Below are 13,074 nucleotides of genomic sequence, written 5' to 3' on the forward strand. Positions count from 1 at the left end.
CAAGAAATAGGACTATATTTGTAAACAACCTTTAAACAAAAATTATATGAAAAAAGTGTCTTTATTATTTATTTTTGCAATGTTCTTAACTTTTGCAAATAGTTTTGGACAAGCCCGCAAAGAATTAAACTTTGGTCTTGTAGGCATTAATTATGAAATTCCTGTTCATAAGGATATTACTATTGCCCCAGGTGTAGGGACTAATTTTGACTTAGATTGGATCAATCTTGGTGTGAAGGGTAATTACTACTTTGATAATGCATTTGGAATTTCAGATTCTGCTTGGGATGTGTACGGTGGTTTAAATGTTGGATATTCTATTTACAATGGAGATAATGATCTTGATAATAGTAGCGACCTTAACCTTGGTCTTCAAGTTGGAGGACGCTGGTTTTGGAACGACAAATGGGGTCTTTATTTAGAAATAGCAGGTGGAAATGTTTCTGGAATGTCTCCTGCAATTGGATTAACTGTGAAATTGTAAAATATCACAACTTATTTTATATCAAATGCCTGAGAATTTTCTCGGGCATTTTTTTTGTTTTTGAAAATCCACCAACCATTTTTGACCACATTACCAATATAAAAAAACCTGACAATTTTCATCATCAGGTTTTCTCTATATTCTTTACTCTTTTTTCTATTCTCTAGAAAAATTAATCATTCAACTTCAAAACAGCCATAAATGCTTCTTGCGGAATTTCAACATTTCCAACGAGTCTCATACGTTTTTTTCCTTTTTTCTGTTTTTCCAACAATTTACGTTTACGGGAAATATCTCCACCATAACATTTGGCGGTAACGTCTTTACGCAAGGCTTTTATCGTTTCACGAGCAATGATTTTGGCTCCAATTGCTGCCTGAATAGGGATATCAAATTGCTGTCTCGGAATCAGTTCACGCAATTTCTCACACATTTTTTTACCAATGTTGTACGCATTGCTTTCGTGAATTAAAGCTGAAAGCGCATCGACAGATTGCGCATTCAATAAAACGTCCAATTTCACTAATTTAGAAGTTCGCATTCCAATTGGCGAATAATCAAAAGAAGCATACCCTTTGGAAACGGTTTTCAATCTATCATAAAAATCGAATACAATTTCGGCCAATGGCATATCGAAATTCAATTCAACTCTCTCGGTTGTCAAATAGGTTTGATTGGTGATAATGCCACGTTTTTCGATACACAAACTCATTACGTTCCCCACAAAATCAGCTTTTGTAATGATAGTAGCTTTTATGTAAGGTTCTTCAACTCGATCTAGACGAGAAGGTTCTGGCAAATCCGATGGATTGTTAACTACAAAACCAACTTCGGGTTCTTTTTTGGTGTAAGCTAAATAGGAAACGTTGGGAACTGTAGTAATTACCGTCATATCGAACTCGCGTTCCAATCTTTCCTGGATGATTTCCATATGCAACATTCCCAAGAATCCACAACGGAAACCAAAACCTAAAGCCGCCGAACTTTCAGCAGCAAATACAAGCGAAGCATCGTTCAGTTGTAGTTTTTCCATCGAAGCTCTTAATTCTTCAAAATCTTCGGTATCTACTGGATAAATCCCAGCAAAAACCATTGGTTTTACATCTTCGAAACCCGTAATCATATTGGTGGTTGGCGTTTTTGCATCGGTCAAAGTATCACCCACTTTTACTTCTTTAGCCTCTTTAATTCCAGAAATTAAATAACCAACATCGCCTGTCGAAATAACATTTTTTGGAACTTGGTTTAGTTTTAAAGTTCCCACTTCGTCGGCAAAATATTCATTGCCTGTAGCCATAAATTTAATCTTCTGACCTTTCTTGATTTCTCCGTTTTTCACACGGAAAATAACCTCGATTCCACGAAACGGATTGTAATGTGAATCGAAAATCAAAGCTTGTAGAGGTTCGTCTTTATTTCCTTTGGGTGCTGGAATTTTTTCGATAATGGCGGCCAAAATATTTTCGACACCAAAACCAGTTTTTCCAGAAGCGTGAATAATATCTTCTAATTTACAGCCTAATAAATCAATAATATCGTCGCTCACTTCCTCTGGATTGGCACTTGGTAAATCTACTTTATTCAGAACAGGAATAATTTCCAAGTCATTTTCCAATGCCAAGTACAAATTCGAAATCGTTTGTGCCTGAATACTTTGCGCAGCATCTACAATCAAAAGTGCTCCCTCACAAGCCGCAATCGAACGGGAAACCTCATACGAAAAATCCACGTGTCCGGGAGTGTCAATCAAGTTCAGGATGTATTCTTCGCCTTTGTATTTGTATTCCATTTGGATGGCGTGACTTTTTATGGTAATCCCGCGTTCGCGTTCCAAGTCCATATTGTCCAGCAATTGTGCTTTTTCTTCACGAGCCGTAACGGTTTGGGTTGCCCCAAGAAGTCTGTCGGCAAGTGTACTTTTTCCGTGGTCAATGTGTGCAATAATGCAAAAATTTCGTATATGTTTCATTCTCTTTTTATGTCAATTTTTTGGGCGTGACCACAAGGGTCGGGCTTTCCGCTGTATCTTTTGTTCCGTCCCGATTACTGTCGGGACTCCACAAAAGGATGCCGCTTCTATCCCTCACGCAGGCAATTAATCTGCAAATATAGTTTAAATTCAACAGTTTCAAAGCCTAGCAACCACAAACTCAAGGGAAACGTTTTTATTGAGTACACTATTTGTCAAGTGGCTATAAAACAAGTCGTTGTTTTGTTTCACAAAGATTCGCAGAGTTTTTTTAATCTTGGTGTACCTCCGTGACTTCTTTGGGAATCTTTGCGAAATAAAATCCGCGTAATCTGTAACCCACTTGAATCTTATTTACATCTCTTAAACTCCTTAAAAATAACCCTTTGCAATTCTCTTTTTCTTCTTTCATTAAAAAAACCGTAATTTTGCAAAAATTTTCAGAAGATGATTAAGATTGGCAACATAGAACTTCCTGATTTCCCGTTACTTCTCGCACCTATGGAAGATGTGAGCGATCCGCCATTTCGCAGATTGTGCAAAGAACACGGAGCCGATTTGATGTATTCTGAATTTATTTCTTCTGAAGGATTAATTCGTGACGCCATCAAAAGCCGAATGAAATTAGATATTTTCGATTACGAAAGACCGGTTGGAATCCAGATTTTTGGAGGAGACGAAGAAGCAATGGCATTGTCATCTAAAATTGTTTCTACTGTAAATCCGGATTTGATTGATATTAATTTTGGTTGTCCAGTAAAGAAAGTAGTTTGCAAAGGCGCGGGCGCAGGAGTTTTGAAAGATGTTGATTTGATGATTCGCTTAACGCAAGCCGTTATCGATAGTACACATTTACCGGTTACGGTAAAAACACGTTTGGGTTGGGATGACGATTCCATCAATATAGATGAGGTTGCCGAACGTTTGCAGGATATTGGTGTTGCAGCTTTGAGCATTCACGCCCGAACTCGTGCCCAAATGTATAAAGGCCATTCCGATTGGTCGCACATTGCAAGAGTGAAAAACAACCCCAGAATCACGATGCCTATTTTCGGAAATGGAGACATTGATTCGCCCGAAAAAGCTTTGCATTACAAGAACGAATACGGTATCGATGGGATTATGATAGGTCGGGCCGCCATTGGTTATCCTTGGATTTTCAACGAAATAAAACATTACTTCAAAACTGGCGAACATTTGGCCAAACCTACCGTTGTTGACAGAGTCGAAGCTGTTCGCAATCACCTCACTTGGGCAATGGAATGGAAAGGCGAACGTCTCGGTATTGTGGAAACTCGTCCGCATTATACCAATTATTTCAAAGGTATCCATTCGTTTAAAACATTCAGACAAAAACTGGTAACTCTTGACAAACCCGAGGAATTATTCGCTCATTTGAATGAAATTGAAGAGGCTTATTCTGGTTATCAGATTGTTTAATAGAGCAGGTTATTGCTGACAATTGATTTATTTTCTTATTTTTTTGGCTATTTATTTTTGCAAAAATTAAAAATTTAATATACATTTATACATATTTAGCATAAAATACATATGTTTTTTACTTCTGACTGTAAAATTAGTAAATAAATTTATTTTGATTTATGAGTCTATCAAAAGGTGATATTACAAAATACATAGCTGTTTTTACAGCCGCAATAGGTTTTGTGGGGATATTGGGGTGGATTTTTGATATTGACGGATTTAAAACAATTTTTCCCAGTATGATTCCCATGAAGTTCAATACTGTGCTTAGCTTTTTTCTGTTGGGAATTTCTTTGTTTTTTCATACTAATGATAAGTTTAATATAATTATTAAGATTGTTTTTGCATTTGTTTCTTTAATTGGATTTTTAACTCTTGTTGAGTATATTTATGCAGTAGATTTAGGAATTGATGAATTTTTCTGTAAGGACATAAAGAACCCCATAGCAACATCCAATCCTGGAAGAATGAGTCCAGCGACAGCATTTAGTCTTTTGATGATTGGAACGGTATTGTTGTTTATCAGGAATAAAAAAATGCATCTGTATGTCCAAATTATATTGTTTTTGGCTTTTTTGATGGCTTTTCACGGCTTGTCTAATTTTATATTTGGATATGGCTTTTACAGATCAACAGATGCGTTTTCAAAAATTGCTTTAATTACAGCTATTACATTAATTACACTTTCAATAGGTATTTTTTATTCACCTTATCTCGAATATATTAAATATTCTTTTGAACAAAAATTAGTTTTTGGATTCAGTGTTGTTCTTTCTTCTGTTTTCATCCTGTTTTATGTTTATAGTAAAAGCAATACGGATTTTGTTAATTCACGGAAGTTGATTATTCATACACAGGAGGTTATTGGTCAATCCTATGAAATTTTATCAAAAATTGAAGATGTTGAGTTAGGAAAAAGAGGTTATGTTATTACGGGTGATACCTTGTTTTTGGAGCCATTTGTAAAATCAAAAAAACAAATTTTGAATCATTTGACTAATCTTAAATTACTCACTAAAGACAATCCCTTGCAACAGATGAGATTTAATACTCTTGAGAAATTGGTCAATCAAGAATTATTATTTTTAAAAAAAGTTATTGAGTTAAGGTCAAATCAGGGTTTTGAAGAAGCAAAAAAGGCAGTTGCCACCGCTAGGGGAAAAATTCTAATGGACTCCATAAAAAGTACAATTGTCGATATACGAAATGAAGAGCAAGTTTTGTTGAATAAAAGAAGGCAAAAGAATCAAGATAGTATTGATAGTGCCAATAGTATTATTTATTTTTTTCAGATAATGATTGTTCTTTTTTTAGTTGCCCTTTTTTTTGTTGCCCTGACAACTTTTAAAACAAGGCAAAAATCACAAGACATTTTAGATAAATCTAACCAAAGGTTTACTAAAATATTTAATTACAGTCCCGTTGCGATGGTTATTACAAGTATTGAAGAAGGACAATTTATGTATGTAAATGATTTATATTGCGAAACAACTGGATATAGTCGAGAAGAGCTAATAAACAAAAAGGTTGTTGATATTAATATGATAAGTGTGGATGAACGTCGAAAGATTCACGAAAAACTGAAAGAGAAAGGTGGTAAAGAGAAAGGTGGTAAAGAGAAAGACATCGAATTAAAAATTAGAAGAGCAGATGGAAAAATTATAGAAGTGTTTTTTTCTATGCAAATTTTAGAAATAGATGGAAAAATGTGCTATGTCTATGGTTTAGTAGATATTACAGAGCGTAAAAAGATTGAAGAGAAACTGAAGGAAGTCAATAAAGAATTAGATTCATTTACCTATTCTGTATCGCATGATTTAAGAGCACCTCTTAGAGCAATCTCAGGGTATGCAAAAATTCTGAATGAGGATTATAGTAGTGTTATTGATGCTGAAGGAAGACGTGTTGTGAATGTTATTTCAAATAATGCTAAAAAGATGGGGCAATTAATAGACGATTTGCTCGCTTTTTCAAGACTTGGTAGGCAAAGTATTGTTAGTGTCCGTATTGATATGACTAGTATAATACAATCGATAAAGGAAGATTTATTACTTTTTTCAAATCACAACAATATTCATATTACTATTCAGGAATTAATAAATCCAACTGGAGATAGCAATATGATTAAGGTGGTGATGACTAACTTATTGTCAAATGCTATAAAATATTCATCTAAAAAAGATGAAATCCTTATAGAAATTGGATCGTACAGAAAGGAAAAAAATATTGTTTATTATATCAAAGACAATGGAGCAGGATTTGATATGCAATATTATGATAAATTATTTGGTGTTTTCCAGCGATTGCATAGTACAACAGAGTTTGAAGGAACGGGCGTCGGATTAGCAATTGTACAAAGAATAATTAAAAAACATGGAGGTAAAGTTTGGGCTGAATCAAAACCAGATGTTGGTTCTACTTTTTATTTTTCATTGCCAAAATTATAATGTTTTAAAATACTATAAATATGGAATTACAGGTAAATAATATTGAAATCGTTTTGGTTGAAGACAGTCCAGATGATGCTGGTTTGGTGATACGCGCACTAAAGAAAAGTAATTTAGTGAATCATTTGATTCATCTTTCTGATGGAGCACAGGCGCTTGATTTTATTTTTTGTAGAAACGAATATAGTCATAGAAAAATTGATGATAAACCTAAATTGATTCTTTTAGATTTAAAGATGCCAAAAGTAGATGGCCTTCAAGTGCTAAAAGCTATAAGAGAAGATGAGAGGACTGAAAACATTCCAATAGTGATAATGACTTCTTCAAATGAAGAGCGAGACATTGTAGATAGTTATAGATTAGGTGCGAACAGTTATATTGTAAAACCAGTTGATTTTGATAATTTTTCAAAAGCAGTAGCTGAATTAGGGTTTTATTGGTTATTACTAAATAAAGTGCCGAGATAGTAATACTTTTAAATTATGGAAGAGTTAAAAATATTGATACTAGAAGATTCGCCTTATGATGTGGATTTGATTCAATATGAATTGAAGAAAGGTGGTATCGATTTTATTAGTAAAGTAGTCGAAACAAAAAAAAACTTTATAGATGGACTTAATGAGTTCAAGCCTGACGTTATTATTTCGGATCATACTTTGCCACAATTTAGTTCTATTGAAGCATTAGAAATTTATGGAATGTTAGAGGTTAAAGCGCCTTTTATTCTAGTTACCGGAACCGTTTCGGAAGAATTTGCAGCAAGAAGTATTCTTAACGGCGCAAGTGATTATATTTTGAAATCAAATCTAACCCGTCTTCCAACAGCAGTACGCAATTTAGTAAAATCTTTTCGATTAGAAGAAGAGAAAGGAAAGGCTCAAAAAGAAGTTGAACGTATGAACGTTTTTCTGAATCAAGTAATGGATTCACAACCAATATTATTTTATGTTGCAAAATTTGAAGATAATTTCCCGATTATTTTTATAAGTGAGAATGTTAAGGGTATTACTGGATATAATTCCAATGATTTTATTGCAAACCCATTTTTATGGTTTAATAATATAGCTCCAGATGACAAGGATGCTTTTAATAGACTGTTAGGTCAGCTGTCAACTATAGGTAGTTGCAATGGATTTTGTGAATATAAGTGGGAGTGTGCTGACGGAACTTTTAGGTGGTTTGTTGATTATTTTAAAGTAATTAAGAGTGAGGACAACGAACTTTTTATTCATGGATCCAGAATAGATATAACTAAATTGAAAGACGCCGATTTAAGAAAAATAGTGTTTACAAAAGGGATGGATAAAATGTTGTTTATGATTTCTCATAAAGTGCGTCATTCAATATCACAGATTCTTAGTTTGGTATCTTTGATAGAAGAAAAAAGTACAACTGAAGAAGAAATTAGAACTTTTATTGGATACTTAAAAGAACCAGCACAATCTTTGGACTTGTTTACTAAAGAATTAACGGATTTGATGGGGGATTTGAAAAAAAGTAATAATCGCCTTCAGTAAGTTGAATTTTTAAACAATAGTTTTTTTATCTAATAGCATATTAATCAATCGACTACTGATAATCAGAGAAGCGATAAAGCCGAGCATTATAATGGTTGCCAAAACAATCAATACATTATCGATTGTAAAACTACTGGATAGGCGAGTGTTGGAGTAATCATTACTAAATTCATACTTTGTTGTAAAAAACTATTTCTACCCTAGAATCAAGCCAATTAGCCCGCCAAAAATACTTAGTAAAGTGCCTGTAGTTGGAATGTTTACGCAAATCCGTAATGTCAATACTTAGATCTAATTAGGTTTTTAGATTTTCTTTTTTGTCAAAAAATCATCACAATCAATTCGCTAATCAAGTTGAACTCCTTCTTCAAATGACCTTATACGTTTAAGCAACTTCCAGATCAACAAACGAAAAACTATTTCCGCTGAACAACCCTTTGTCGGATAATTTCAGGTCGGGAATTACGAGCAAAGCCATAAACGAAAGCGTCATAAACGGTGCTTTCAGATGGCTTCCTAATTCTTTAGCCATTGCGTCAATTTCTTGGTATAATTTACCAGTTTCCCAGCCGTTTTTGTCACTCATAATTCCAGCAACGGGCAACGGTAACATCTTGTTTTCGGAACCATTCACGGCACAAACTCCGCCTGTGTTTTTAATAATCAGGTTCACCGCATTGCAGATTTCCTCGTCGGAAGTTCCCACTACTACAATATTATGACAATCATGCGCCACGGAACTGGCAATCGCACCTTTTTTTAATCCAAAATTCTTGATGAAAGCAATAGCAGGTTTTGTGTTTTCATAGCGATTGACAACAGCCATTTTAAGAATATCATTTTCGGTATCTGAAACGATTTTTCCGTCAACAATTAAAGGCCGATGATGTATTTCATTGGTAATCAATTGTCCTTCTAAAGCTTCAATTACCCTGATTTTTGAAGCTGAACCTGAAATAGTAAAATCACTAATTTCTTTGGAAGTAATATTGAAATTATTAGGAGTTTTATATGGAATGTGCTTTACAAAAGACTCTCCATTCTTAGCAACTAATTCCCCATTGATATAGGTTTGTTTTACTTTGAAGTTAGTCAAATCTTCGACCACAATAAAATCAGCAGCATCGTTTTCTTTCAATAAACCCACATTCATTTTGTAATGATTCACAGGATTCACGCAAGCCACTTGCAAGATTTTGAAAACGTCAATCCCTTTGGCAACAGCACGAGCACACAAGGAGTCAATATGACTTAAAATCAAATCGTCAGGATGTTTGTCATCTGAACAAAACATCATATTCTCGTAATTTTCAGGAAGCAAATCGATGAGTGCTTCGAAGTTTTTGGCGGCACTTCCTTCACGGATAATTATCTTCATTCCAAGAGACAATTTTTCTTCGGCTTCTTCAAAACTGAAGCATTCGTGGTCGGTTGTAATTCCTGCCGAAATGTATTTTTTCGCTGCTTCACCTCTCAATCCTGGAGCGTGACCATCAACTGGTTTGTTAAAATATTTTGCCCATTGAATTTTTTTCAAAACTTCAGCATCATCAAATAAAACTCCGGGATAATTCATCATTTCGGCCAAATAATAAATGTCGGGAGAAGCCATTAATTCCTTGATTCCATCTGAATCGATTGTCGCTCCGGCAGTTTCGAAAGTGGTTGCAGGAACACAAGACGGTGCGCCAAAATGGAATTTCAACGGCGCTTTTTTACTGTTCTCAATCATATAATAAACGCCTGCCGAACCCAGAACATTAGCAATTTCGTGTGGATCAGAAATCGTGGCAACAGTTCCGTGAAGCACGGCAATTTTTGCAAACTCTGAAGGAACAAGCATCGAACTTTCGATATGAATGTGGGCATCGATAAATCCGGGCATAATGTAATTTTGCACCTCGTGTTTTTTCTCGATTATGGAAGTTATTTTTCCGCTTTCGACAGTGATTTCGCCAGCATAAATACGTCGGTTTTCGATATCGACAATTTGTCCTTGAATTTGCATTTTGGATTGATTTTGAATAATAATCAAAAGTACAATCTTTTGATTTAGCTTATTAAGTTTTACCAGAGATTCGCAGATTTTTTTCAAATTTTAGTCTTTAAATTTTGATACTAAATTAAAAATTTGCGAATTTGCGGTGAGAAATAATTCAAATAATAAATTATATAATGACCATTACCACTTTTTTAGAAAAACTAAAACAAACACCAAACTCCATTACTTTTCCAGAAACTATTGCAATAATTGAGGAAAATTACGATTTTACGCCAACCACTTTCGATAATGGAGCGCAGCATAATGAAGCAGGGCAAAACTCGGGTTCTTGTAAATTATTTGCTTTTGCGAAATTGCAAAACTTATCTCAAGCAGAAACTTTAGCTTGTTTCGGAGCCTATTATTTTGAAGAAGTATTGGACGATCCAGAAGGAACAAACCACCAAAATATTCGTAATTTTATGAAATTAGGATGGGACGGAATTCAATTTGAAGGAGAAGCTTTGAGGCTGAAGGTCTAAATTCATTGTAGAACGAAGCAATTGCAATTTCACTCAGTTATGAGATTGCTTCGTTGCTCGTAATTTCAAATTGGAAAAAATAAATCTACAAATGGTGATCTTAAATTTGCTTTCACTCGAGTTTAGAATTCGTTTTTTGATGAATATTAATCCAACAACTTTTTACTCACTCTACTACTAGCAATCAACGATGCTATAAAACCAAGTGTGATAATTGTTGCAAGTACAATCAATACGTTTTCGATGTTAAAAACCACAGGATAAGCTAATGTTGGTGTAATCATTACTAATTCAAACTCTTGTTGTAGCAATACCAATCCAACACCTAAAAGAAGTCCAATAATCCCCCCAAAAACACTCAATAAAGTGCCTTGCAATAGGAATATTTTACGCAAATCTTTGATGTCAGTTCCTAGATTTAATAACGTTTTTAGGTTTCCTTTTTTGTCTAAAATCATCATAATTAATGCACCAATAAGATTGAAAAGAGCAATAATAATGACCAATGTAAATATTAAATACACGGCTATATTTTCAGTATTCAACATTTTATACAAAGATTCGTTGAGTTGGGCTCTATTCTTTATAGTAATTTTATTGTTGAAAATGTTTTGAAGTTTACCAATGATCGTATTTTCATCGGCATCTTTTTTAATCTTCAACTCTATCCCCGAAATTTGATTGGTTTTGTATTCTAATAATTCTTGAGCCAAACCTAAATCAGCAAACACATATTTTGAATCCAAGTCTTCGCTAATGGCATAAATCCCAACAGGAATTAATGTCATTTTATTGAAAGCCTCATCTGGATTTTCAATATTACCTTTTCCTGGTCTTGGTGCCAAAACTTCCAAATAATGATTGTAATCCAACAATCCCATCGAGAATTCATTTGAAATACCATAACCAACAACCACTTGATAGGTGTCTTTTTTGAGCCAATCTCCGTTAAAAATGGTTTTTTTTATGGCATTTACTTGGTTGAAATTCTCATCTACCCCTTTCAAATAGGTAACTTGTTGTTTTCCATCAAAAGTGAACAAAACCCTTTCTTCGATGATTTTTGAATACGAAACAACTCCTTCAATTTGTTCGATTTCAGTTTCTTGTGAAGCCGAAATTAAAAAAGATTTTCCTAGTGTACTTCTAATTTTTAAATCTGGATCAATATCATTGGAAAACGAAAGACTAAAAATTTTCAATCCACTAAAAACCGATAAAACCACAAACAAAGCCATTGCGCCAACAATGATTCCCACACTGGCAATTCGATTGATGATATTGATAGCATTGTTTTTACTACTGCTAAAAATATAACGCTTGGCTATGTAAAGAGGGAAATTCAACTTTTATTGAAATCTACGTTTTTCTAAAAGATCACGGTTTTCAATAGGATTGTCTTTGTTTGACAAAGCATTGTCAATTTTTTCGATATAATCTAATGAATCGTCTATAAAGAATACTAAATTAGGCACTTTTCGCAATTGCAAGCGCACTCTTTGAGACAAATCGTGTTTAATTAATTTAGAATTTGTTTTTATTGCCACTAAAGTTTCTTGAGCTTTTTCTTGAGGAAATATGCTTAAATACACTGTAGCTACCGACAAATCGGTAGTCACACTAACCTTCGACACTGAAATTATCAAATTGGTAACTCCATTTTTTCTTACCTCACCTTGTAGAATATCAACCAAATCTTTTTGGATAACTCCACCTATTTTTTTCTGTCTATTTGTTTGTTCCATTGTGCAAAAATACTAATTTTTTGAGAGACAATCTTATAAAGTAGCTAAGACCTATATTTTTTAACTTTATTTAGTTCTTGATCATTTTAAAAACGTAAATTTAATTATTTTTAAAAATTCAAATTCAAGAGAAATATGAATAAAATAGAACATATAGGAATTGCTGTGACTAGCTTAGAAACTTCGACAATTATATATGAAAAACTATTTGGGTCAGCAGCTTACAAACAAGAAGAGGTTGTTTCCGAAGGTGTCAAAACAGCTTTTTTTAAGAACGGCCCCAATAAAATTGAACTATTAGAAGCAACAAATTCAGAAAGTCCAATTGCCAAATTTATAGCCAAAAAAGGAGAAGGAATTCATCACATCGCTTTTGAAGTAGATGATATAGTAGCCGAAATGGCTCGTTTAGAAAAAGAAGGATTTGTCCTTTTAAATGAAATTCCAAAAAAAGGAGCCGATAATAAATTAGTCGCTTTTTTACATCCAAAAAGCACAAATGGCGTTTTAATAGAATTGTGTCAAGAATTGAAATAGTTTTTCAATCCTTTTTGATATTAAAGTGCTCTAATAATCAATTAGTTCTGTTTTAAAAGAGGGATTTATAGTAAGGTTATAAAAAAACTAACTCAAAAATAGTTGTATAAATATAAAATAGTAGTAATTTTGCAATCGCTAAAAAGGTCCTATAGCTCATTCGGTTAGAGCAACTGACTCATAATCAGTAGGTGCTTGGTTCGATTCCAAGTGGGACCACAAACACCCCTCACAATCAATGATTATGAGGGGTTTTTTTTGTTAAAATATTAAAATATGGTATTTAATCGTTAAAATATGTATTTTAATCGACAAAAGTATTGGTTTATTAGTAAATAAAAATAACTTTGCGCATACTATTTTATAGAAT

The 13,074-nt window shown here is 33.6% G+C and carries 11 protein-coding genes and 1 tRNA gene; 8 read left to right on the plus strand and 4 right to left on the minus strand.

Annotated features, from left to right (window positions below; all coding sequences use genetic code 11):
* Positions 1–46 precede the first annotated feature (46 nt).
* Positions 47–484 carry a hypothetical protein gene (locus tag C3L50_RS07695; protein ID WP_103805597.1) on the plus strand — a complete coding sequence of 146 codons (438 nt, stop codon included), beginning with the start codon at positions 47–49 and terminating at the stop codon, positions 482–484.
* Positions 485–656: 172 nt separating this feature from the next.
* Here the strand turns inward: C3L50_RS07695 and lepA are convergent, their stop codons facing one another.
* On the minus strand, positions 657–2,453 hold the full coding sequence (gene lepA / locus C3L50_RS07700; RefSeq protein ID WP_103805598.1) for a translation elongation factor 4: 1,797 nt from the start codon (positions 2,451–2,453) through the stop codon (positions 657–659).
* A gap of 447 nt (positions 2,454–2,900) precedes the next feature.
* Here lepA and dusB point away from each other — a divergent pair, with 447 nt between their 5' ends.
* The 4 genes from dusB (at position 2,901) to C3L50_RS07720 (ending at position 7,899) form a co-directional block, all read left to right on the plus strand.
* Complete coding sequence (gene dusB, locus C3L50_RS07705; RefSeq protein WP_103805599.1) at positions 2,901–3,893, plus strand: tRNA dihydrouridine synthase DusB; 993 nt, start codon at positions 2,901–2,903, stop codon at positions 3,891–3,893.
* Between the two features lie 161 nt (positions 3,894–4,054).
* Positions 4,055–6,382: a CHASE3 domain-containing protein gene (locus C3L50_RS07710; RefSeq protein WP_103805600.1), complete on the plus strand. Its 2,328-nt coding sequence runs from the start codon at positions 4,055–4,057 to the stop codon at positions 6,380–6,382.
* Between the two features lie 20 nt (positions 6,383–6,402).
* A complete protein-coding gene (locus C3L50_RS07715) occupies positions 6,403–6,849 on the plus strand; it encodes a response regulator (protein ID WP_103805601.1) in 447 nt (148 codons plus the stop codon).
* A 15-nt stretch (positions 6,850–6,864) separates the two neighbouring features.
* Positions 6,865–7,899, plus strand: coding sequence for a PAS domain-containing protein (locus C3L50_RS07720; protein ID WP_103805602.1), 1,035 nt, complete (start codon positions 6,865–6,867; stop codon positions 7,897–7,899).
* Positions 7,900–8,284: 385 nt separating this feature from the next.
* Here the strand turns inward: C3L50_RS07720 and ade are convergent, their stop codons facing one another.
* Positions 8,285–9,907, minus strand: coding sequence for an adenine deaminase (gene ade / locus C3L50_RS07725; protein ID WP_103805938.1), 1,623 nt, complete (start codon positions 9,905–9,907; stop codon positions 8,285–8,287).
* A gap of 167 nt (positions 9,908–10,074) precedes the next feature.
* On the opposite strand from ade, the gene C3L50_RS07730 reads away from it, so the two are divergent.
* On the plus strand, positions 10,075–10,422 hold the full coding sequence (locus C3L50_RS07730; RefSeq protein WP_103805603.1) for a HopJ type III effector protein: 348 nt from the start codon (positions 10,075–10,077) through the stop codon (positions 10,420–10,422).
* Positions 10,423–10,568: 146 nt separating this feature from the next.
* Here C3L50_RS07730 and C3L50_RS07735 read toward each other — a convergent pair whose 3' ends face one another.
* Together C3L50_RS07735 and rbfA are read right to left on the minus strand one after the other, a co-directional pair.
* A complete protein-coding gene (locus tag C3L50_RS07735; RefSeq protein WP_103805604.1) occupies positions 10,569–11,768 on the minus strand; it encodes an ABC transporter permease in 1,200 nt (399 codons plus the stop codon).
* A 3-nt stretch (positions 11,769–11,771) separates the two neighbouring features.
* Entirely contained in the window at positions 11,772–12,167 is a 396-nt protein-coding gene (gene rbfA, locus C3L50_RS07740; protein ID WP_103805605.1) for a 30S ribosome-binding factor RbfA, read from the minus strand.
* Positions 12,168–12,302: 135 nt separating this feature from the next.
* Here rbfA and mce point away from each other — a divergent pair, with 135 nt between their 5' ends.
* Together mce and C3L50_RS07750 are read left to right on the plus strand one after the other, a co-directional pair.
* Positions 12,303–12,704, plus strand: coding sequence for a methylmalonyl-CoA epimerase (gene mce / locus C3L50_RS07745; protein ID WP_103805606.1), 402 nt, complete (start codon positions 12,303–12,305; stop codon positions 12,702–12,704).
* A gap of 145 nt (positions 12,705–12,849) precedes the next feature.
* Positions 12,850–12,923 (plus strand) — tRNA-Ile (locus C3L50_RS07750).
* The last annotated feature ends 151 nt before the right edge of the window (positions 12,924–13,074 follow it).

The organism is Flavobacterium alvei (assembly GCF_002920895.1).
GTDB lineage: Bacteria > Bacteroidota > Bacteroidia > Flavobacteriales > Flavobacteriaceae > Flavobacterium > Flavobacterium alvei.

Coding starts and splice junctions, on each gene's coding strand:
- C3L50_RS07695 (WP_103805597.1), top strand. CDS start 47: ATGAAAAAAGTGTCTTTATTATTTATTTTTGCAATGTTCTTAACTTTT.
- lepA (WP_103805598.1), bottom strand. CDS start 2,453: ATGAAACATATACGAAATTTTTGCATTATTGCACACATTGACCACGGA.
- dusB (WP_103805599.1), top strand. CDS start 2,901: ATGATTAAGATTGGCAACATAGAACTTCCTGATTTCCCGTTACTTCTC.
- C3L50_RS07710 (WP_103805600.1), top strand. CDS start 4,055: ATGAGTCTATCAAAAGGTGATATTACAAAATACATAGCTGTTTTTACA.
- C3L50_RS07715 (WP_103805601.1), top strand. CDS start 6,403: ATGGAATTACAGGTAAATAATATTGAAATCGTTTTGGTTGAAGACAGT.
- C3L50_RS07720 (WP_103805602.1), top strand. CDS start 6,865: ATGGAAGAGTTAAAAATATTGATACTAGAAGATTCGCCTTATGATGTG.
- ade (WP_103805938.1), bottom strand. CDS start 9,907: ATGCAAATTCAAGGACAAATTGTCGATATCGAAAACCGACGTATTTAT.
- C3L50_RS07730 (WP_103805603.1), top strand. CDS start 10,075: ATGACCATTACCACTTTTTTAGAAAAACTAAAACAAACACCAAACTCC.
- rbfA (WP_103805605.1), bottom strand. CDS start 12,167: ATGGAACAAACAAATAGACAGAAAAAAATAGGTGGAGTTATCCAAAAA.
- mce (WP_103805606.1), top strand. CDS start 12,303: ATGAATAAAATAGAACATATAGGAATTGCTGTGACTAGCTTAGAAACT.